This is a genomic window from Bosea sp. (in: a-proteobacteria) (assembly GCA_023910605.1).
Classification (GTDB): Bacteria; Pseudomonadota; Alphaproteobacteria; order Rhizobiales; family Beijerinckiaceae; genus Allobosea.
The window spans coordinates 2369942-2391730 of the sequence record JAAVVV010000001.1 but is presented as its reverse complement, the minus strand read 5'-3'; the positions used below and the strand labels follow the sequence as shown (position 1 = coordinate 2391730).

Sequence of the window (21789 nt, the reverse complement as noted above, 5' to 3'; positions counted from 1 at the left end):
CGCATGACACCAAAGATCATTGATCCGACCTTGTCGGTATCGGAACAGATCAAACCTGACGACATCGCTGCGCTCGCCGCCTCCGGGTTCAAATCCCTCATCTGCAACCGTCCAGATGCAGAGGCCGCTGGTCAACCTGCCTTTGCCGAGATCGAAACGGCGGCAAAGTCCGCCGGGTTAAGCGCAGCCTACCAGCCCGTCGTTTCCGGCAAGGTCGGCGACGAGGAGGCCCTGGCTTTCGGCAGGCTGATGGACGCCTTGCCGAAGCCCATATTGGCCTATTGCAAAACCGGCACGCGCTCCACGACGCTGTGGTCTCTTTCAGAAGCAGCGCGCGGCCGGCCTCTGCCGGATGTTCTGGCGAGCGCGAAAGCCGCCGGATATGACATGACCGAGGTCGTCCGGCGGATCGCCCATGCGAAGCCGTCGCTGTTGCCTGATCACGATGGCTGATCCCCTGAAAGGTGTGATCTCATCCTTGCCGATCCTGGGCTGGGCGCCGAAGTATACCCGCACGGAGGCGCAAAGCGATCTGGTCGCCGCCGCGATCGTGACGATCATGCTTGTGCCCCAGAGCCTGGCATATGCGATGCTCGCAGGCTTGCCGCCGCAGGTCGGACTTTATGCCTCGATCCTGCCGCTCATCGCCTATGCGCTGTTCGGCACAAGCCGGGCGCTGGCGGTGGGACCGGTCGCCGTGGTGTCACTGATGACCGCCGCGGCGGTGGGCCAGATCGCCGCTTCCGGGACCCCTGAATACCTGACGGCAGCAATCACGCTCGCTTTTCTGTCGGGCATCGTGCTGGTCGCGATGTCGGTGTTGCGGTTGGGATTTCTGGCGAACTTCCTCAGCCATCCGGTGATTTCAGGATTCATCACCGCCTCGGGCATCCTGATTGCGACCAGCCAGCTCAAGCACATTCTGGGGATCAAGGCGGAGGGCGATACGCTTCCGCATCTGGTGACCGGGATCTACCAAGGCATCGGTGGCATCAATCCTTACACCGTGGTGATCGGGGTCTCGGCGACGGCCTTCCTGTTCTGGGCACGCAAACGGCTCAAGCCCCTGCTGATGGCGCGAGGACTGAAGCCGCGTCCGACCGACATGATTGCCAAGGCCGGGCCAGTGGCGGCCATCATCCTGTCGATCCTCGCCGTGGTCGGCTTCGGCCTCGTGGACAAGGGCGTGAAGATCGTAGGCGAGATCCCCGCCGGTCTGCCGCCCTTTTCGCTTCCATCCTTCGACCTCGGCCTGTGGCAACAATTGCTGTTGCCAGCTGTGCTGATCAGCCTCGTGGGTTTCGTTGAATCCGTGTCCGTCGCCCAGACTCTCGCGGCGAAACGTCGGCAACGGATCATTCCCAATCAGGAGTTGACGGCGCTCGGGGCGTCCAACATCGCCGCATCGCTCTCGGGCGGTTATCCGGTGACGGGAGGCTTCGCGCGCTCGGTGGTGAACTTCGACGCGGGTGCGGAAACGCCGCTGGCAGGGGCCTACACGGCGGCCGGCATCCTTGCGGCAACCGTCTTTCTCACGCCGTTGTTTCGTTTCCTGCCGCAAGCCGTGCTGGCCGCAACCATCATCGTGGCTGTGCTATCGCTCGTCGACGTTGCCGCAATCAAGCGCACCTACGCCTATTCGAAGTCCGATTTCGCCGCGATGGCGGCTACGATCCTGACAGTGCTTCTCGTCGGTGTGGAGGCCGGAATCACAGCCGGCGTATCTTTGTCGCTCCTGCTGTTTCTATGGCGCACATCGCGCCCGCACATGGCCATTGTGGGCCAGGTGCCAGGGACAGAACACTTCCGTAATGTCGACCGCCATCAGGTCATCACCGATCCGGGCCTCCTGTCGATCCGGGTTGACGAAAGCCTGTACTTCGCGAACGCCCGTGCTCTGGAAGATGCCATTTATGAACGCATCGCGGACCAATCATTGGTGAAGAACGTCATACTGATGTGTCCAGCCGTGAACGCCATCGACGCAAGCGCGCTGGAAAGTCTGGAAGCGATTGCGCATCGGCTCCAATCCGCCGGGGTCGGCTTTCATCTCTCCGAGGTCAAGGGCCCTGTGATGGACGCGCTGCAACGTTCTGATTTCATGCAGCATTTCAAGGGGCGCATCTTCCTGTCGCAGTTCGAGGCCTTCACCGCCCTGTCCCTGCCGGAGGAACGGAATTTGGCAAAGCTAGCTTCCGGTCACCACCGACCGTCGTCGCGATAGGCTCGGGCGGTTTCGTCAGGCCGGCGCCGCCGACAAGCTGACGAGGGGTCCTCCGTCCCCGACTCGGCAGGATCATCCACGAAAAGGTGTCCGGCTAGAAATGACTGCAATGATACTGGAATCTGATACTATATGAAACTGACCGGAAAGCACCATGCAACCCTGGAAGCTGTCTTCGCCGACCCGGCTCGCGCGGGAATTGTCTGGCGCGACATCGAGGATCTGTTCGTGGCCTGCGGCGCCGAGATCAGCGAAGGGAATGGTTCTCGTATCCGGGTTGCCCTGAACGGCGCGCGCGGTGTTTCACCGTCCGCATCCGCAAAAGGAAACCGGCAAGGGCGCAGTTAAATCAGTGCGGCGCTTCCTGACAGAGGCGGAGATGCGACCATGAACACGATGACGTACAAGGGTTACGAGGCAATCGTCGAATACGACGGGGATGCCGAGCTGTTGCATGGCGAAGTGATGAATCTCCGCGACGTCATCACGTTTCAGGGGCAATCGGTTGCCGAGTTGAAACAGGCCCTTGCCGATTCAGTGGAGGATTACCTTGCCTTTTGCAAAGAGCGCGGAGAAGAGCCCGAAAAGCCCTATTCCGGGCAGTTTGTCGTGCGCGTTGATCCGCCGCTCCACCGCGCCGTCGTGACCGCAGCCCGGAAGGCTGGTCAGAGTCTCAACAAGTGGGTGGCAGCCACCCTGGAACGGGCTGCCTCGTAAGCGCAGGACGGGATCGAGAGCACGTATGCCGCTCGCTCAGGCGCGCACTCGCACACAAGTTCGCTGTGATTCCCTCTTGAAGCCGGTTCGAACGGAAGTGGGCTTGAAGCGGCCATGATACTCTGAGTATAGAACAAGATAAGCCGGGAGCCATTCGAGAATCCGGCAAAAAGGGAGACGCGACCCATGAACATGACCCGCCGAACGGGCCTCAAGGTCTTGGCGCTCGGCGCCACACTGGCGCTCGGCGCCGCCCCGGCCCTGGCCCAGACTCAGGTGACCTTCCAGCATCCTATCGGGATCAACAGCCATTACGGCGCCGGTACGACCGCCTTCAAGGAAACCTTCGAGCGTCTGACCAACAACCGCTTCCGCGTGATCTATCAGCGCAACGACAATGAGCGCGAGACGATCGAGGCTGTGCAGATCGGCACCATCGAGTGCACCATCACCTCGACTGGCCCGGTCGGCAATTTCGTGCCGGAGACCCGCAACCTCGACGTGCCCTTTCTGTTCCGTGACACCGCCCATGCCCGCGGCGTGCTGGACAGCGCGATCGGCCAGGAACTGCTGCAGCGCTTCCCCGCGCGCGGCATCCTCGCGGTGGCCTGGCTCGAGAACGGCTTCCGCCACATGACGAACAGCCGGCGCGAGGTGAACGCTCCCGCCGATGTGCGTGGCCTGAAGGTGCGAACCATGGAAAACCCGGTGCACATGCGTGCCTTCCAGACGCTCGGCGCGCTGCCAACCCCGATGGCATTCAGCGAGCTGGTGCCGGCGCTGCAGCAGGGCACCGTGGATGGGCAGGAAAACCCGATCCCAGTCATCCTGAACAACAATCTGAACCAGGTGCAACGCTACCTGACGCTGACCGGCCACGTCTATTCACCGGCGATGCTGCTCTGCAACCCGGCCTTCGTGAACAGGCTGAACGCGCAGGATCGCGCGGCGCTCGTGCAGGCAGGCGGCGATGCGGCAGTGGCGAACCGCGCGCGCGTCACCTCCGACGAGCAGACCGGCGTCGACGAACTGCGCCGCCGTGGCATGACCGTGGTGACGAAGGTGGACAGCGCCGCTTTCCAGGCCGCGCTCGCCTCTGGTTCCGCGCAGATCGAGCAGGGTCTCGACAGCGCTCTGCTCAGCCGCATCCGCGAGTGGCGTCCCGGCTCGTGAGCCTGGCTGAATTGGCCTGACCGGGGCGCAGGGCTCAAGGCCCTGCGCCCCTTTCTTTGCCGCGGTGGAGAATCGATGAACGCGATCAACGTCATGCCCCTGCAGGTGACCGCCGTCGCGACGGTCGCCGCCGTGGGCTTCGCTTTGTGGGCTGGCCACCAAGGCGGCCAGCCCGGCGGCGCGCGCGCCGTGGCGCGCCGCGCCGTTCTGACCCTCGATCGCTTCACGACCGAGATCGCGGCGATCATCGCCTGCCTTGCGCTGACAATCGCCGTGGCCGCCGGGGCCTGGCAGGTGATCGCCCGCTTCGCGACCGAGACACCCTCCGCCTGGTCGGAAGCCCTGGTGCGGGTCGCTCTGATCTGGATGGCTTATCTTGGCGTGGCGGTCGCGCTGCGCGCGGGAGCGCTGGTCTCGATCGATGTCGCGCATCGCTTTACGAGCGGCGCCTTGCAGCGGACGATCGAAGCGATGAGTCTGGCCTGCGTGCTCTCCTTCCTGGGCGTGATGTTCTGGTTCGGCTGGGCCATGGTCGAACGCGTGCAGTTCCAAACCATCGCCGGTCTCGAATTCTCGATGGCCTATGCCTATGCCGCAATCCCTCTGGGTGCGCTGCTGGCCATGGTGGGTGTGATGGCGCATTTCCTCGACCGCCGGTCGGAAGAACTGGAGAACGCGCAATGAGCGGCATGATGCTCACCGTGATGCTCGTGCTGTTTGCAGTCAGCGTCCCGGTTGCGGTGGCGATTGGCCTGGCCGCCGTGGTCGGGCTCGCCGGCTTCACCAATTTCCCGCTGATCGTTGCGGCGCAGCAGCTTTTCATCGGGCTCGACCGCTTTCCCCTGGCGGCGATCCCTTTCTTCATCCTGGCCGGCAACCTGATGGATGTCGGCGGCATCTCCCGCCGGCTTGTTGATTTCGCGAAGTCCATCGTGGGCGGCATCCAGGGGGGGCTGCCCGCGACCTGCGTGCTGACCTGCATGATCTTCGCCGCGATCAGCGGTTCTTCGGTCGCGACCACCTTCGCGGTCGGCGCGGTCATGATCCCGGCGCTGGTGCGCGCGGGGTATCCCGTGCCATTCGCCGCAGCCCTGCAGGCGACCGCCGCCGAGCTCGGCGTGATCATCCCGCCTTCCATCCCGATGATCCTCTACGGTGTCAGCACGCAGACGAGCATCCCGGAGCTGTTCATCGCGGGCTTCGGGCCGGGCATCCTCATCTCCGCCGCGCTGGTCGCGACGGTGCTGATCTGGTGCCGCATCAAGGGCTGGGGCAAGAACGACGGCGAAGGCCGCCTGCCCTTCCTGGCGGCAACGAAGCAGGCCGGCTGGGCGCTGTTGATGCCGGTGGTGGTGTTGGGCGGCATCTATGGCGGGATCACCACACCGACCGAAGCCTCGGTGGTCGCGGTGGTCTATGCGATCATCGTCGGCGTCTTCATTCATCGTGAGATCCGGCTGCTCGACCTCTACCCTATCTTCAAGAAGGCAGTGATCAGTTCCGCGGTCATCATGTTCATCATTGCAGCCGCGACGCTGTTCTCCTGGCTGCTTAACCGCCAGGGCGTGCCGGACATGGCAGCCGAATGGCTGGTGAAGACCTTCGATGATGCGCACTCATACCTGCTGGCCGTAAACCTGTTCCTGTTCGTGGTCGGCATGTTTGTAGAGACTTCGGCCTCCATTATCGTGCTGGCGCCGATCCTGGCGGAGGCAGCGCAGCGGCTGGGCATCGACGGCGTTCATTTCGGGACGATCATGGTGGTCAACCTGGCAATGGGGATGATCACGCCGCCCTTCGGTGTGAACCTCTTCGCTGCCGCGCAGGTGGCGGGCACCAGCATCGACAAGATGATGCGGTATCTGCCCGTCTTCATCGGCGTGATCTTTGCGTGCCTGATGGTGTTGTCCTACGTACCCTGGATCACGCTGGCGCTGCCGACGCTCGTCTTCCGGTGACAGGTGAGATCAGGTGACGGGCCGGCCCGCTCACCGGCCAAGGCTTCACGCTCATCCTCAGGCTCCGCATCGTTATGGCGGCGCTCGGTTGCAGGAATGTACGGACTTGCGAGACATCCATTCGATGAAGCCCTATTGGGCGGAAGGGATGATGACAATGCACAAGCTCAGGCGCGATGCAGAGCGCAAACTTCCGGTTCTCAAGCATGCTGGGGCGGTTGGTGATGTTGGGAAGGCGTGCCGGTATTTCGGCGTCAGGCGCGCCAGCTTCTGCCGCTGGCGAGCCGCCTACCAGCAGCATGGCGTGCTGGCCTTGAGAACCGCGGGACCGTCCGGAACCTTGTGTGGATCGGCTTCGGAGCTTACCCCTTTAGGCGTCCAGAAATGACCCTGTTGCTACCGCCGTTTATTGCACAAAATCATGTTTTCATCGGCATTCGGGCGGGATCAGCCTTCGGATCCGACCGCGGGTCAAATGGCGCGCCGGTTCACAATGCTGAGCATGGGGATCTCAGGAATTCGGGCCTCGTTCTGCCTCATGCCCCGAGTATCGCTCTCCATCCAAGCCCCTCATCCGTGCCGGCGCGCGGGCGATATTCGCATCCGACCCAACCTCGGTATCCGCTTTGGGCGATGTGGCGGAACATGGCCGCGTAGTCGAGACAGCCCTCGTCGGGTTCGGCGCGGCTGGGCACCGCGGCAACCTGGACATGGCCAATCAGCGGCAGGTGTCGGTCGAACAACGCCATGGCGTCGCCGCCCGTCATGCCGACATGATACACGTCAAACATGAGAGAGACCGCTGCGTGCCCGACCGCCGCGATGATTGCAGCTGCATCGTCCACGTCGTCATAGAGATAATCGGGCTTGTCCTGCCGGTTGATCGGCTCAAGCAGGATGGTGACGCCGGCGGCGGCTGCATCGGGCGCGATGCGGCTGAGATTGTCGATCAGCGTCAGACGCCCCCGGGCGCGTTCCTCTTTTGGCACGCAGCCGGCCATGACATGGATCGCCCCCGCCCCGGCCGCGCGTGCATAGGCGAGCGCCTGCGCGAACCCCGCGGCAAACTCCGCCTCGCGGCCCGGTGCGGCACCGATCCCGAAATCGCCCGGCAGGTTGCCCAGCGGCGTGTTGAGCCCGAGAAGGATCAGGCCATGCCGGTCGATCCGCGCGCGCAGATCCGCCGCCGGAACATCATAGGGCCAGTGCACCTCGACAGCCGTGAAGCCCGCCGCAGCGGCGGCGTCAACCCGATCGAGTAGCGGCCGGTCGGCCCAGAGGAAGCCGAGATTGGCGGAAAGGCGTATGGTCATGGGCTCACCTCAACGGAAATCTCTGCTTCAGCGCGGCCACGGCCTCCGCCGGAAGGGTTCGGATCGGCAGCCCGCGCGAGAGGATCAGCAGCCTTGCTGTCTCCTCCAGCTCCTCGATAGCGAAGATGGCGGCTTCGAGAGAGGCGCCGGCCACAACCGGCCCGTGATTGCCGAGCAGGATCGCGGCATGCTGCGGCGCCTTGCTCGCGATCAGCGGCGCCACGTCCGCGGAGCCCGGCATGGTGTAGGGCACGACCGGCACGCGCCCGACCCGCATCACCACATAAGGCGTGATCGGAGGCATGGCGTCATCCGGATCGACATCGGCGAGGCAGGACAGCAACGTCGCATAGGTGCTGTGCAGGTGGACCACCGCGCGGGTCGATGGCCGCGCTGCGTGGAAGGTGAGATGCAGCGGCAGCTCCTTGGTCGGCGCATCGCCAGAGATGTGGCGGCCACCTGCGTCGAGCTTCGTGATCCGGTCCGCTTCGAGAAAGCCCAGGCAAGCATTGGTTGGCGTGACGAGATATCCTTCCTCCAGCCTGACCGAGATGTTGCCGGACGAGCCGGGCGTCAGGCCGCGCCCGAACAGCGAGGCTCCCCAGCGGACCATCCCCGCGCGCAGCGATGCTTCGGTCATGGCTGCGCCCCCTCCAGCATGGCGCAGGCCTTCTCGTAGAAGTCGGGCCCGCCGAAATTGCCGGATTTGAGCGCCATGGCAAGAGGTCTGTTCTCGATCGCCAGCGCCGGCACGCCAGGGTCGATCTCCGGGCCGATGGCGAAGGCCTTGATGCCGAGCGCCGTCACGATGGCACCCGAGGTCTCCCCGCCGCCGACGGCGAGGCGCGTGAAGCCGGCGTCCACGAGCCCGACCGCCAGTTCCGCGAAGAAGCGCTCGATGCCAGCCGCAACCGCATCCTTGCCGAAGCGCTCCTGCGCGGCACTGACCGCCTCCGGCGTTGCGGTGGAGTGGATGATCGGCAGCGCGCCCTGATGCTCGACAGCGAAGGCGAGAGCCGCGGCCGGCGTCATCGCGCCAGCCAGCACGGCGCCGGGTTCGATGGCGAGCGCCGGATGACTTGCCGCATGGGCCTCGACCTGCCGGAGCGACTGGGCCGAACATGACCCGGAAAGGGACACCGCCGGGCCGCGCTGGCCGATGAAGGCGTTGCGTCCTGCGCCGATCAGGCCGGCGGCGCGGAAGTTGGCCGGCAGGCCGAGCGCGATCCCTGAGCCTCCTGTGACAAGGGCATGGCCATCAACCGCGCGGCCGATGGCGAGAAGGTCGTCGTCGGAGGTCGCATCGACCACCGCAAGGCCGATGCCGCTGCCGGCAAGATGTCCGAGCGCGGTGCGGATCGCCTCCGCGCCCTCGCGCACGATGGCCAGGCCCACATGCCCCACCTCCCCCCTCGTCTGTCGGCGCAGCCAGCGGCGGATGTCCGGGTCTGTCATCGGCGTCAGCGGGTGGTTCTGCATGCCGCTCTCCGACAGCAGCCTGTCCCCAACGAAGAGATGGCCGTTGAACAGCGTGCGGCCGGTCGCGGGAAACACCGGGCAGACCACCGCGATGCCGCCGAGCAGCGCCAGAAGCGCCTCGGCCACCGGCCCAATATTGCCCTCCGGCGTTGAATCGAAGGTGGAGCAGTACTTGAACAGGATCTGCCGGCAGCCCTGCGCCTTGAGCCAGTCGAGCGCGGCGAGCGATTGCGCCACCGCCTCGCCCGCGGGAATGGTGCGGGACTTCAGCGAGACGATGCCCGCCTCGCAGGCTTCGGGCGCCCTGCCGGCCGGAACGCCCACGAACTGCGTCACCGCCATGCCGCCCTTGGCCAGCGTGTTGCCGAGGTCGCTGGCGCCGGTGAAGTCGTCGGCGATGCAGCCCAGAATCATGTCAGCCATCCCCTACGCTACGAAAGCCTTACGCCACGAACATGCCGCCGCGCTCGTCATTGTTATGCGCTTTGACGATGGCGTCAAAATCCGGATCAACGCGAAAGCCCAGCGTCACAACGCGTTCCGCTGTGAACGATTGAGGCCAGCCTCCAATGATCATGGCGATCCCGGAAGCCCGCAGCCGGACGATCCGGTTGACCACCCTGTCCCCGGCAATCCGTCGCAATGCGTCAATCTGCCCGCCAAGCGTTGCCGAAACACATCACCCGGAACATTCATCGTGTGCTGGCGGATGTAGCGCAAGCCGAAGCCGTATCTTCTCGGCCGGGCTGCTCCACCGTCTATCGCGAGATGAAACGTCTCGGCGTCAGCCTCACTGTCGTAGGGCTTCTCATCGTTGGCGCAATTGCAACAGGGGCCTACGCCTATCCGGCCATCGCGGCGACGGCATGCCCAGGCTGTTCTATGGCGTATTCGCGAGGCACCCTATTCTGGTGGCGTGCTCGACCGATGAGTGCGACCGGCGTCTGGGAGGTCGCGGAGCACGCGCAGTCACCATGACGATTCCGTTCGTAAGCATCATAAGGCTTGCGCCGCGCGGCCTGAACTTGACGATCCTGACCCATGAGTTCTCACATGTGGAACTGCATCGTCGAATCGGCGTGTTGAAGCTCCTGCGCGGAGCCATCCCCGCCTGGTTCGATGAAGGTGTCGCGGTCATCGTTTCTGATGACGAGCGCTACCTGAATCCGGGGGCGACAGCCCATGATCGATGCAAGCGCGAGGTCGCTCGTCCCCTGCCGGTCAGCGCATTTGTTTGGGCCCCTGAAGCCGGGAAAGACCCGATGCTTTACGCCGATGCAGCTTGTCTCGCCGTGCGCTGGATGGACATCAATGGTGGAAGGGATGGTGTCTTGCGCCAGATCGATGCGATTGCGGAAGGTCAGGACTTTCAACCATAAACACCATTCCGTAAGCAGCCCGTTCGCTCTGCGTTCACGTCATCCGTTGTTTAGCGAGACACCAACGCTATGGGCAAACGGTTCTGCCAGACCGGCTTGAGTTCACGCTCGAATATGGCGCGGCGCATGGCGCGCGTGCTGTCCGCCATGGGCGCGCCCGCCAGCCACTTCTCGCCGAAGCTCTTGGCCTCCTTGATCCGGCGCTTCTCCCGCTGCTTCTCGATGGCGGGGGACCGCCCCTCGGCAATCATGCGTTTCGCGTCCAGGCACAATTCCCGCGCCCGGGCGAGCGAGATCCCGTCTCGGGCGTACCTGCCGAGATGGACGGTCTCCCGCCTGCCGTTCAGCCGATATTCGAGCCTGAACGAGATGCCGCCTGTCGGCGCGACACGCACATACATGCCGTCACGATCAGTCAACTTGTACATTTTGGCTTTTGGTTTCAGACACTTGAGTGCTGCATCCGTCAACATTCCGGGCCTCTTCGCGGAAAAAGACCGTCACGCGGTTTTTGGAGGCTTTCGACGAACATTTCTTTTTATGTTCAGCGTTTTAGGCGGAGAAAAGTACCGTCATTAGCCTCAGTCGCAATGACGGTACTTTCGATTTTCCGGATGATCAACGGGGGCGGGGTCCGTCAGCGGGCACGACAGACGCGTTTTGATGCCCACCGATAGCTACCGATAGATGTCGGTCGAATTGTTTTTATGTTTCAGGTGGTTACGTCGCATTCTGGCGTAGTTTCGGATGCGCTCGGATGGGCAAAAATCATTCCCACTCAATCGTCCCCGGCGGCTTGCTGGTCACGTCATAGACCACGCGGTTCACGCCCCTTACCTCATTGATGATCCGCGTCGCGCAGCGGCCTAGGACATCCCAGGGGAACTCAAAAAAATCGGCCGTCATGCCGTCCACCGATGTGACCGCGCGCAGCGCCAGCACATGGTCATAGGTGCGGGCATCGCCCATCACGCCCACGGTCTTCACCGGCAGCAGCACGGCAAATGCCTGCCAGATCACGTCGTAAAGGCCCGCCCTTCGGATTTCCTCAAGATAGATCGCATCGGCCTTGCGCAGGATGTCGAGCTTCTCGCGGGTGATCTCGCCCGGGCAGCGGATGGCAAGCCCCGGACCGGGAAAGGGGTGGCGACCCACGAACGCCTCCGGCAGGCCCAGTTCGCGGCCGAGCGCCCTCACCTCGTCCTTGAACAGCTCGCGCAGAGGCTCCACCAGCTTCATGTTCATGCGCGCAGGCAGCCCGCCGACATTGTGGTGGCTCTTGATCGTGACGGACGGCCCGCCCGTGAAGGACACGCTTTCGATCACGTCCGGATAGAGCGTGCCCTGCGCGAGGAAGGCGGCGCCGCCGATCTTCGTCGCCTCGGCTTCGAACACGTCGATGAAGAGCTTGCCGATGGTCTTGCGCTTGGCCTCAGGATCAGGGCCGCAGGCCTGAAGCGCATCGATGAACATGTCCGAAGCGTCCACGTGCACCAGCGGGATGTTGTAATGGCCGCGGAACAGCGACACGACCTGCTCTGCCTCGGCATGGCGCATCAGCCCGTGATCCACGAACACGCAGGTGAGCTGCTCGCCGATGGCCTCATGAATGAGTACGGCAGCGACCGCCGAATCAACGCCGCCAGACAGCCCGCAGATCACCTTGCCCGAGCCGACCTGTGCCCGGATCCTGGCAATCATCTCCTCGCGATACGCAGCCATCGACCAGTCCGCGCAGGCGCCTGCGATGCGCGTCACGAAGTTGCGCAGCAGCGCCGCGCCATCAGGGGTATGCACCACTTCGGGGTGGAACATCGTCGTGTAGATCTTGCGGTCCTCATCGCTGGCCACGGCGAAGGGCGCGTTCTCGGACACGGCCTTGACGGTGAAGCCCTCGGGCAGCACGGTCACACGGTCGCCATGGCTCATCCAGACCGGATAGCGGCCGCCAACCTGCCAGACGCCCTCGAACAGGGCGCTCGGCGCCTGCACAGCGACCTCGGCGCGGCCGAACTCGGCGGCGTGGCCGCCTTCAACCCGCCCGCCCAGCTGAACGGCCGTAGTCTGCTGGCCGTAGCAGATCGCCAGAACCGGAAGCCCGGCCTCGAAGATGCCTGCAGGAGCGCGGGGACTGCCCTCTTCCGTCACCGAGGCTGGGCCGCCCGACAGGATCACGCCCTTGGGGCGAAGCCGGTCAAAGGCAGACTGTGCAGACTGGAATGGGTGGATCTCGCAATACACGCCGGTTTCACGCACGCGGCGCGCGATAAGCTGCGTGACCTGGGAGCCGAAATCGACGATGAGGATGGTGTCATGCTGGGCCATGGCGGTGCGTTACGCCATCGGCGGCAGGGGCGCAACCGCCAGGCCCTGTCATTGCTCCGGAAGCCGCAGGGCAGCGCCATCGCCGCTCGGCACGCCGCCCATCGGGTCCACGAAGCGACGGAGTATTCCCGGCGCGATGGCCGACAGCGGATTGATTGTCATGGTCGGCGCCGTTGCAGGACCGGCGATCCGAAAATTGATCGCGAAAAGGCCCTCATATTGACCGCCGCCGAGCAGCGGTCCGATCAGCGGCACCTTGGCGAAGACGTTATTGAGCGCATAGCCGGGCACGAACGTGCCGGCGATGTCGGCGCGGTTGCGGGCATAGTCGATCGAGCCCTGCGCCGAGATGCCGATCTCGTTGCCCCAGATCACGCCATCCTTGATTTCGAATCGGCCCGGAGTGCGGATAAAATTGCCCTTGAGCCGTGTGAAGCGCACTTCGGTTCCTGCATCGCCACGGCCAGCGCTTCGTCCGGGCTGTGTAAACTGTTCGGCCAACACGCGCCGCAGGGCCGGCTCTCCCTGGACGGTGAAGTCGCTGAAATGGATTCCGCCCGCCATGCCGTCATTGCCTGGCCGCGCATCCACCACAAGTTCGCCCCCGAAAGCCCTCGTGTAGAGGTCGGCATAGCGCAGCAGTGCGCCGCCATCGGCGCTGCGCACCCTGAAGATCCGCCCCTCGCTTTCGCGCAGTTGCTGGATCGTCACGGGCGCGCGGCCGATCCGTCCGGAGAATTCGAGCTGGCGCATCTCGCGGCCGCGCATGCCGAGCTTCAGCGCAGCATTGCCGATCGCCTCGCTGTTGAAGCCCGTCAGGATCTGGACCGCCAGATCGAGATCGACATCGGGCGGCGCATCGGCCGGCCGCCGCGGCGCGGCTCCGCCGGGCGGCTTGAGAAAAGCCCGCGCATCCGCCACGGCGCCGCGGATGGTGATCTTGCTGACGTTGCCATCGCGCCGGATCTCGGCCTTCATGTCATCGCCGGTCGCCAGCCGGAACTGCGTGAAGGATGCCTTCTGGAGCTGGCCATCTGTCCCCAGCGAGGCCTTGCCGCGGATCAGGACTGGCGATGCGTCGAGGTTGATGTCGTTGAGGTCGGGCCCTTCATCGTCATCTGCCACGAGCGTGAAGCTCAGCCGCCCGGGACGGCCGGCCGGTTTGGTCCAGCTTGGCAAAAGCCCATCGATGGCCGCCCGGGCCAGATCGATCTCGAAGCGCGGCGATGCGTCGGGCTTGCGGCCCAGAGGCTTTACGACTCGCAGGCCGACCGGCCCCGTCACGGTTCCGCCAAGGCCAAGCCCGCGGCGCTGCCGGGTTGCCTGGTCCACCGTCATGGTCAGAACGGCCTCGCCAATGCCTTTCGCATCCTGCCGGATGTCCACCTGTGCAGGAGCCCCCGCCACACGCACATCGCCGCGCAGCGACAGTGCGCCACGATCATATTGCGCAGCCAGCGAGCCGTTATCGAATCTCTCGTTTCCGACCACGCCCTCGGCTGAGAGGCCAGCGATTGTCCCTGCCGCCTGCACGGCCACATCGGCAGCGGTGATGCCCTCAATCAGCGGCAGCGCAACCTGCGTGCGCAGGTCGATGCGCCCCTTGATGCTGTCAGGGTCGATCTGTCCGGGCGCGGCCTCCCTGAAGGCCGGCACGGCCAGCAGCGCCGCCAGCGCATCGACCCCGCCGGTCGCGCGGAAGCTCGATGTGCCGATCGGGCGCTCCGCCCATGTGTCAGCGATGGCGAAGCTGCCCTCGCTGAGCGCAAGCCTGCGGTTCGGGGCAAGGTCCATGCTCGCGCCGCTGGCCTGCACGGCCAGGGTGCGGCCAGTTCCGACCGCCGTCAGCGCCACATCCGTGAGCTTGGGAATGCCTTCTCCGATGACGAAGCGCACCCCGCGCCCGGCAACGTCGACCCGTATGGCCTCATCCGGCGTCGGTTCGCCTGCGCGCACCATGCGCAGCGCCGCTGGCGGCATGGCCACGCGCAAGGTCATGGTGTCGACGGTCCCCTTCTCCACGCGGTCGACCAGCAACTGCCGGATGATGGGCGACACAAGGTTGGGCCAGCCTGCCAGAAGCCCTCTCACGTCGGATGCGTTCGCCGTTAGCTGCGCATGAAGCTCCGGGCCCTCGGCGGTTTTGACAGCACGGCCGGCCGCGCCAAAATCGAGGTTTGGACCGCGCACGCTGAGAGACTTGATCTCGGCGACATCAAGACCTGTTCCCTCGATGAGCGCGCGCAGTTCCGTGACCGGCTGCGGCGCGTCGGGTCCCTCCCCGGCGAACTGGCCGGCTCCTGTCGCGGAAACGCGCCAGTCATTCTCTGAGCTGCGCTCGAAGGCGCCGGTGACGGCGAAGCGCGTGGCGCCGCGCATCACCTCGAGCGTCGTCACCTCGACCCGCTTCAAGGCGGCGTCGGCGTTGAAGCGGGCACGAGCCTGATCGATGCCCATCGAAAGCGCCCCGGAATCAGGCGAACGTATCCGGCCCGGGCCTAGCGCCAGATCCCCCTCAAGGCGCTTCGGCACTCCCGTCTCCTCGATGAGGTTGATGGTGCCCGAAAGCGGGAAACCGGCCATCATCGAGCCGCCTGTTCCCATGAACAGGCTCTCGACCTTGTCGATTTGGAAAGATCTGACAGCAAGCTCGATGCGCTGACCCGAGTCGCCATGGGGCTTGCGCGAGAAAATGATGTCCTTCGGCCCGGACTGCGATTGTCCGCTCAGGCGCAGGGCGCGGCCATCCGCCGTGCGGTCGAGATGAATCGCCACGTTCTCGAGGCCGACACGTTCACGGCCATCGGGCGCGACCAGGATCAGCCTTGCTCCTGTCAGCGCGATGCGGTCGAGGCCCGGCAGGATTCCGTCCTTCTCCAGCAGCGTGCCGATGATCCCGCCCGCCTGCTCGATCACGCCGAGGTTCGCCTGCTCGGGCGTCTGCGGCACAGCCGCCTTCGCGAGCGGCAGAGCGCCCTCCCCGGCATCGAGCGTGAGCGCGCCGCTCGCGTCCACTTGCAGGCGCAGGTTCACGCCGTGAATGTCGACCGAACTGATGTCAACGCCGCCACGCAGCAACGACCACGGATTGTAGCGCACATGGGCGTCCGGGGCCTTGATCCGAAGCCCGGAGCTGTGGCGGAACTCCGCGTTCTGGATTTCAAGCGCCGCGTGGCCGTCACGGCGCACGATCGCGGCCTTGCTGGTGAACACGGTCCAGCCATCGCCCAGACGTTTCTGCAAATCAGCCGCCACATAATGTTGCAGCCCAGTGAGAGGAACCACGCCCGAGACGAAGAGCGCGCCGGCGGCGGCCGCCAGGACGAAGACGATGACGCTTGTGGCGGTGATGACCCCGGCGACCAGACCCAGCAGGTCACGCCGCGTCCGCCGCCCCGTCTTGCGTGCCTTTGCAGCTGGCGCCGTGGGCGCAGGTGGCGGCATATCCGGTGTCAACGGGCCAGGTTTCCATCGCCGATGGGGGAGCGGGAGCGCAGGCGCGGAGCCATGAATCGCACCTTCACGGAAGTTCGCGGCGCACTATATCCAGCTCTCGGAGAAGCACCACAATCCCGACGAAAGGAAGGCATGATGACCCTGTCAGTTGGAGCCCAGGCACCCGACTTCACGCTCCCGGCCGATGGCGGCTCGACCATCTCCCTGTCGGGACTGCGCGGCCGTCACGTCGTACTCTATTTCTACCCCAAGGATGACACCAGCGGCTGCACCAAGGAAGCGATCGCCTTCAACGGGCTGCGCGGGGCTTTTTCGGCCGCCAACACCGAGATCATTGGCATGTCTGCGGATAGCGTGGCCAGCCACGACAAGTTCAAGAAGAAATACGACCTGAACTTCGCCCTGGCGGCAGATGAAGGCAGGTCTGCGCTTGAGGCTTACGGCGTCTGGGTCGAGAAGAGCATGTATGGCAAGAAGTACATGGGCATAGAACGCACCACCGTTCTGATCGATTCGCACGGCGACGTCGCCGCCATCTGGAACAAGGTCAAGGTCGATGGCCATGCCGAAGAGGTTCTGGCCGCTGCGCAGAAGCTTTCCGCAGCCTGACCATTTGAACGGGAAGTCCGCGCGGCGATTGCCCCGGCCGCATTTGGAAAGGATTAACCCTAATCGGGCGTAATCATCATATCCGTTCTGGCTGTGGTGACTCGCGTGTCAAAAGTTCCGCCTTCCTCAAGATATGACTACGCACTGGTGACAGTTCGTCGTTCGACTGTCGTCGCCGGCCTTTTCGCCGCAACCATCCTGACAGGATGGAGCGCGGGTGCGACATGGCTCATCCTGGCCCGGGACAATTTCACGGGCCACATGATCAAGCGCGAGACGGCGCGGCAATATGCCTATGAAGATCGCATCGCCGCGCTGAAGGCCGAGATCGACAAGCTCTCGAGCCGTCAGCTCGTGGACCAGGATGGCATTGAAGCGCGCGTGGCGGAACTCGTCACGCGGCAGAGCCAGCTGGAGACGCGCCAGGCCATCGTGGCGGCGCTCGCTGACAGCGTGTCAAGCCAGCAGCTGATTTCAGGAAGACAAGCGCGGGCTTCAGCTCCGCCGGCTCCGCTTGCCTCCACCCCGGCGAGCCCGTCTGCTTCCACGACATCCAGCATCTCGAGCTTCGTCCCATTCAGCCGGCCCATGCCCGTGCCGGAAATCCCCGGTCTGCGACGTGAGGGCGAAGCGCGGACGTCGCAGGCCGCAGGTGCCTGGGAGCAAAGCGCGATCGCGGCGCCGTCTCCCATCGATGCGCGCCTGGGCAAGGTCGAGCGGGGCCTCGGCCAGGTCTCTGCCGCGCAGATCAGGGCTCTTGGCCGCATCGAGGCGTCCGTCACCAGCGCGCATCAGGCGCTGCGCTCGGTCGTCACGGAGGTCGGGCTCGAAGCAGACCGTCTGGTTGCCACACAGCGAGCCCCCGCCGTCGGCGGGCCGTTCGTGCCTGCGAACATCGATCCGAAGGCCAGCCCATTCGAGGCGAGCGTGATCCGGCTCCAGCCCAGGCTGCAAGCGGTAGAGAAGCTGCGACAGGTGGTGGGCGCCCTGCCCGTCCGGCGGCCCATCAGTGCCGACGCCGAGCAGACCAGCCCGTTCGGCCACCGGCTTGATCCGTTCACACGCGGCCTCGCCATGCATACAGGCCTCGACTTTCGCGCCGAGACCGGCTCGCCCGTCCTCACGGCAGGCGCAGGGCGGGTCGTCACAGCGGAATACAATGGCGGGTACGGCAATATGGTCGAGGTGGACCACGGCTATGGACTGACAACGCGCTATGCCCACCTCTCGCAGATTCTGGTCAGCGAAGGACAACAGGTGGCGGCAGGCGCGCTTGTCGGGCGCGTTGGCTCGACGGGCCGCTCCACCGGCCCGCATCTTCATTATGAGACCCGGATGGACGGCGAGGCCGTCGATCCCCAGCGCTTCCTCAAGGCCGGCCAGCGCTTCTTTGCGCGCGACTGAGGCCAACCTGGCTGACTGCGGGCGCGCCGCTGGCCTTTATGGCCTCAGTCCACGTCCCCGACATCTCCCACCGTCGTGCCGTAGACACGTTGCGCCAGCGACGCCTCCATGAACGGATCGAGCGCTCCGTCGAGCACGTCGCCCGGACTGGTTGAGGTGGCGCCGGTGCGCAGATCCTTCACGAGCTGATAGGGCTGCAACACATAGGACCTGATCTGGTGCCCCCAACCGATATCGGTCTTGGAGGCTTCCACAGCGTTGGCCTTTTCCTCGCGCTTCTTGAGTTCGAGCTCGAAGAGGCGGGCTCGCAGCATGTCCCAGGCCTTGGCACGGTTCTTGTGCTGGGAGCGTTCCTGCTGGCAGCCTACTACGATGCCCGTGGGAAGGTGCGTGATGCGGACTGCCGAGTCGGTCGTATTGATGTGCTGTCCCCCAGCGCCCTGCGCGCGGAAGGTATCAATCCGGCAATCGGATTCCTTCACATCGATGACGATCTTGTCGTCGATGACCGGATAGACCCAGGCCGATGCGAAGCTGGTCTGGCGCCGCGCGTTCGAATCGAATGGCGAGATGCGCACCAGCCTGTGTACGCCCGATTCGGTCTTGAGCCAGCCATAGGCGTTGTGGCCCTTGATCAGAAGCGTTGCGGATTTGATGCCGGCCTGGTCCCCGGCCTGGCTTTCCATCAGCTCGACCTTGAACTTCCGCCGCTCGGCCCAGCGCGTGTACATGCGCAGCATCATCTCGGCCCAATCCTGGCTTTCGGTGCCGCCCGCGCCGGGATGGATTTCGAGATAGGTGTCGTTGCCGTCGGCCTCGCCGGAGAGCAGGGTCTCGACCTGACGGCGCGCCGCCTCGGCATGGACCGCGCGCATGGCCTCCTCGCCCTCGAGGATAGTCGCCTGATCGCCTTCGATATCGCCGAGCTCGATTAGGGTCCTGGCGTCATCGAGGTCCCGCTCGAGCCTGGCGATGCCGTTGATCTGATCCTCGAGAGAGGTGCGCTCGCGCATGATCTTTTGCGCAAGGTCGGCATCGTTCCACAGATCGGGATCTTCAGCCTGCGCGTTCAGCTCAGCCAGACGTTTTGTCGCCGTATCGTAGTCAAAGATGCCTCCTCAGCAGTCCGATGGACTGCCTGGCGGTTTCGGCAAGGGCCTCGATTTCGGGACGCATGGCGCGGCAAGCTTCTTTCGATGTCTGGAAACGGAGCGGCCGGATCGCATCGCGACCCGGCCGGGTTTCACTTAAGGTCGCGCCGACGCCGTGTAAAGCCGGGCGCGGCGGAGCTCAATACAGCCCGCCGGTGCCGGCGCGCAGGTTGCGCTCGGCCTCGGGCGAAACGCTGATGCCGCGCGGCCCGGCGGCCGACAGCCCGATGATCGAATAACTGTCCGGCGGAGCTGTGCCGGGCTTGAACGCTTCGAGAAAGCCGCCCTGCCCGCTCGAGCGCATGCCGGTACGCGGATCGACCGGGATCAGCTTGATGTTGGCCGGCACACGGAACGGCGTGTCAGGCTTGTCGCGCAGCGCGGCCCGCATGAAGTCGCGAAACACAGGGGCAGCATATTGCCCTGCGGTGGCCGAGTTGCCGAGCGACTTGGGCTTGTCGAAACCAAGATAGACGCCAACCGCAAGGTCGGGCGAGAAGCCAACGAACCAGACATCCTTCGCCTCGTTGGTGGTGCCGGTCTTGCCGGCAAGACGCTTGCCGACATCGCGGATCACCGTCGCCGTGCCGCGCTGGACAACGCCTTCAAGCATCGAGGTCATCTGGTAGGCCGTCAACGGATCCAGAACCTGTTCGCGACTGTCGACAAGGCGCGGCTCGCGCTGGTTGTTCCAGCTTTCGGCAGAGCAGCCTTCGCAGACGCGCTCGTCATGGCGGTAAATCGTTGCGCCCCAGCGGTCCTGGATGCGGTCGATCAGCGTCGGCTTGATGCGGCGTCCGCCATTGGCCAGCATGGCATAGGCGGTCGTCATGCGCATGACCGTGGTTTCGCCGGCTCCCAGCGACATCGACAGCACCGGCAACATATCATCATAGACGCCGAACCGGCGGGAATACTCGGCGACGAGCGGCATCCCCACATCCTTGGCCAGCCGCACAGTCATCAGGTTCTTGGACTGCTCGATTCCGTAGCGCAGCGTGCGCGGGCCTGCCGGCTTGCCGTCATAGTTGTCCGGCCTCCAGACGCCGAGGCCGCCCCCCTGGTCGATCTCGATCGGGCCGTCGAGCACGATGCTGGACGGCGTGTAGCCATTGTCCAGCGCGGTGGCGTAGACGAACGGCTTGAAGGACGAGCCCGGCTGCCTCAGCGCCTGCGTCGCGCGGTTGAATTCGGACTGGTCATAGGAGAACCCGCCCACCATGGCGAAGACTCGGCCTGTATGCGGGTCCATCACGACAATGGCGCCCTGAACCTCCGGGATCTGGCGCAGGCGGCCGAGGCCCGGCCGGTTCTCCACCGGCTCGACATAGACGACATCGCCTGCCGACAGCACTTGGCGGATGTTGCGGCGCGTCCAGCGGTGACCGTCCACGGTCACGGTCAGGATATCGCGCTCGGGAGCGACCTGGTTGCCGGCCTCGCGGCGGGGCTGAAGCCCCACCCGGGCCGAATCGCTCGCGACATCGAGAACCACGCCAAGACGCCAGGGCTGCACATCTGCAAGAGACGGCAGGGCAGCGAGAGCCGGGCCCCAATCACCAGAATACTCGAGCTTCTGGATCGCTCCGCGCCAGCCGCGCGCCTCGTCGTAGCGCACCAGGCCGTCGACGAGCGCCTTGCGGGCCATGAGCTGCATCCTGGGATCGATGGTGGTGCGGACGGACAGGCCGCCCTCAGTCACCTTTTTCTCGCCATAGCGCTCATTGAGGTCACGCCGCACTTCTTCTGCGAAGAAGCCGGCCGCGATGTTGTTGGGCGAGATGTTGCGCGGCTGCACGCCAAGCGGCAGCTTCTTCGCGGCTTCCGCCTCTTCGCGCGTGGCCGTGCCATCGATCGCCATGCGGTCCAGCACATAATTGCGCCGTTCCATGGCACGCTCGCGATTGCGGAACGGATGCAGTTCGCTGGGCGCCTTCGGCAAGGCTGCGAGATAAGCCGCCTCATGCAGTTGCAGCTCGTGCACCGACTTTCCGAAGTAATCGAGCGCGGCGGCGGCGATGCCGTGGCTCAGGCGCCCAGGCGTCACCGCACCAAGGTAGATTTCGTTCAGATAAAGCTCAAGGATCTTGTCCTTTGAATAGGCAGCTTCCATACGGATCGCCACCAGCGCTTCACGGATCTTGCGCTCGAAGGAGCGTTCATCGCCCACGAGGAAGTTCTTGGCGACCTGTTGCGTGATTGTAGAGCCGCCCTGAAGACGCCGGTTCGTGCCCCTGTTGCGGAAGCTGGCGACAACAGCGCGCACCAGCCCCTCGGGGTCGACCCCCATGTGCCGGTAGAAATTCTTGTCCTCCGCTGCGAGGTAGGCGTTGATCACCAGCTTCGGGACGGCCTGGATCGGGAGATAAAGCCGCCGCTCCTTGGCGTATTCCGCTATCAGGCTGCCGTCGCCTGCATGGACGCGCGACATCACCGGCGGCTCATAGTTCCGCAGCTGCGCGTAGTCGGGCAGGTCCTTGGAGTAATGCCACACGACCGCGCCAACGACGGCGACGCCGATCAGGAACAGAACGGCGCCAGCTGCGAACAGCCAGCCGAAAAACCGAAGGACAAACCGCATTCAGGGCCTCTGCAGAAACC

Annotated in this window: 18 protein-coding genes and 1 pseudogene; 10 read left to right on the top strand and 9 right to left on the bottom strand. The window is 64.7% G+C overall.

Annotated features, from left to right (window positions below):
* The first annotated feature begins 3 nt into the window (after positions 1 to 3).
* From HEQ16_11495 to HEQ16_11465, 7 genes and pseudogenes are all read left to right on the top strand, one after another.
* Entirely contained in the window at positions 4 to 453 is a 450-nt protein-coding gene (locus tag HEQ16_11495; protein MCO4054650.1) for a TIGR01244 family phosphatase, read from the top strand.
* Positions 446 to 2224 (top strand): sulfate permease, encoded by a 1779-nt coding sequence (gene sulP, locus HEQ16_11490; GenBank protein MCO4054649.1) that lies wholly within the window; start codon positions 446 to 448, stop codon positions 2222 to 2224. The genes HEQ16_11495 and sulP overlap by 8 nt, the downstream gene beginning before the upstream one ends.
* Before the next feature lie 132 nt (positions 2225 to 2356).
* Positions 2357 to 2615: pseudogene (locus HEQ16_11485) on the top strand (type II toxin-antitoxin system HicA family toxin).
* Positions 2612 to 2941, top strand: coding sequence for a type II toxin-antitoxin system HicB family antitoxin (locus HEQ16_11480; protein MCO4054648.1), 330 nt, complete (start codon positions 2612 to 2614; stop codon positions 2939 to 2941). Before HEQ16_11485 ends, HEQ16_11480 begins: the two are co-directional and overlap by 4 nt.
* Before the next feature lie 186 nt (positions 2942 to 3127).
* Positions 3128 to 4114, top strand: coding sequence for a DctP family TRAP transporter solute-binding subunit (locus HEQ16_11475; protein MCO4054647.1), 987 nt, complete (start codon positions 3128 to 3130; stop codon positions 4112 to 4114).
* Between the two features lie 75 nt (positions 4115 to 4189).
* Positions 4190 to 4798, top strand: coding sequence for a TRAP transporter small permease (locus HEQ16_11470; protein MCO4054646.1), 609 nt, complete (start codon positions 4190 to 4192; stop codon positions 4796 to 4798).
* Positions 4795 to 6072 (top strand): TRAP transporter large permease, encoded by a 1278-nt coding sequence (locus tag HEQ16_11465; protein ID MCO4054645.1) that lies wholly within the window; start codon positions 4795 to 4797, stop codon positions 6070 to 6072. The genes HEQ16_11470 and HEQ16_11465 overlap by 4 nt, the downstream gene beginning before the upstream one ends.
* Before the next feature lie 536 nt (positions 6073 to 6608).
* Here HEQ16_11465 and HEQ16_11460 read toward each other — a convergent pair.
* From HEQ16_11460 to HEQ16_11445, 4 genes are read right to left on the bottom strand one after another with little or no spacing between them, the layout of a single operon-like run.
* Positions 6609 to 7379 carry a TIM barrel protein gene (locus HEQ16_11460; protein ID MCO4054644.1) on the bottom strand — a complete coding sequence of 257 codons (771 nt, stop codon included), beginning with the start codon at positions 7377 to 7379 and terminating at the stop codon, positions 6609 to 6611.
* 10 nt (positions 7380 to 7389) lie between these two features.
* Positions 7390 to 8025 (bottom strand): aldolase, encoded by a 636-nt coding sequence (locus HEQ16_11455; protein ID MCO4054643.1) that lies wholly within the window; start codon positions 8023 to 8025, stop codon positions 7390 to 7392.
* Entirely contained in the window at positions 8022 to 9278 is a 1257-nt protein-coding gene (locus tag HEQ16_11450; protein ID MCO4054642.1) for a four-carbon acid sugar kinase family protein, read from the bottom strand. The genes HEQ16_11455 and HEQ16_11450 overlap by 4 nt, the downstream gene beginning before the upstream one ends.
* A gap of 28 nt (positions 9279 to 9306) precedes the next feature.
* A complete protein-coding gene (locus HEQ16_11445) occupies positions 9307 to 9483 on the bottom strand; it encodes a hypothetical protein (protein MCO4054641.1) in 177 nt (58 codons plus the stop codon).
* Positions 9484 to 9838: 355 nt separating this feature from the next.
* Here HEQ16_11445 and HEQ16_11440 point away from each other — a divergent pair, with 355 nt between their 5' ends.
* Positions 9839 to 10243 carry a hypothetical protein gene (locus tag HEQ16_11440; GenBank protein ID MCO4054640.1) on the top strand — a complete coding sequence of 135 codons (405 nt, stop codon included), beginning with the start codon at positions 9839 to 9841 and terminating at the stop codon, positions 10241 to 10243.
* Positions 10244 to 10293: 50 nt separating this feature from the next.
* Here HEQ16_11440 and HEQ16_11435 read toward each other — a convergent pair whose 3' ends face one another.
* From HEQ16_11435 to HEQ16_11425, 3 genes are all read right to left on the bottom strand, one after another.
* On the bottom strand, positions 10294 to 10716 hold the full coding sequence (locus HEQ16_11435; protein MCO4054639.1) for a DUF4102 domain-containing protein: 423 nt from the start codon (positions 10714 to 10716) through the stop codon (positions 10294 to 10296).
* 295 nt (positions 10717 to 11011) lie between these two features.
* Positions 11012 to 12568, bottom strand: coding sequence for a glutamine-hydrolyzing GMP synthase (gene guaA, locus HEQ16_11430; GenBank protein MCO4054638.1), 1557 nt, complete (start codon positions 12566 to 12568; stop codon positions 11012 to 11014).
* 48 nt (positions 12569 to 12616) lie between these two features.
* Positions 12617 to 16012, bottom strand: a complete 3396-nt coding sequence (locus HEQ16_11425) for an AsmA-like C-terminal region-containing protein (protein MCO4054637.1) — start codon at positions 16010 to 16012, stop codon at positions 12617 to 12619.
* Between the two features lie 147 nt (positions 16013 to 16159).
* Here HEQ16_11425 and HEQ16_11420 point away from each other — a divergent pair, with 147 nt between their 5' ends.
* Positions 16160 to 16633: a peroxiredoxin gene (locus HEQ16_11420; protein ID MCO4054636.1), complete on the top strand. Its 474-nt coding sequence runs from the start codon at positions 16160 to 16162 to the stop codon at positions 16631 to 16633.
* A 147-nt stretch (positions 16634 to 16780) separates the two neighbouring features.
* Positions 16781 to 18037: a M23 family metallopeptidase gene (locus HEQ16_11415; protein MCO4054635.1), complete on the top strand. Its 1257-nt coding sequence runs from the start codon at positions 16781 to 16783 to the stop codon at positions 18035 to 18037.
* A gap of 44 nt (positions 18038 to 18081) precedes the next feature.
* On the opposite strand, the gene HEQ16_11410 is transcribed toward HEQ16_11415, so the two are convergent.
* Positions 18082 to 19213 (bottom strand): peptide chain release factor 2 gene (locus tag HEQ16_11410; protein MCO4054634.1). Its coding sequence is split into 2 segments (ribosomal slippage): positions 18082 to 19143 and positions 19145 to 19213, totalling 1131 coding nucleotides; the frame shifts between segments, so codons are not numbered across the junction.
* Positions 19214 to 19327: 114 nt separating this feature from the next.
* Positions 19328 to 21769, bottom strand: a complete 2442-nt coding sequence (locus HEQ16_11405; GenBank protein MCO4054633.1) for a penicillin-binding protein 1A — start codon at positions 21767 to 21769, stop codon at positions 19328 to 19330.
* Positions 21770 to 21789: the final 20 nt, after the last annotated feature.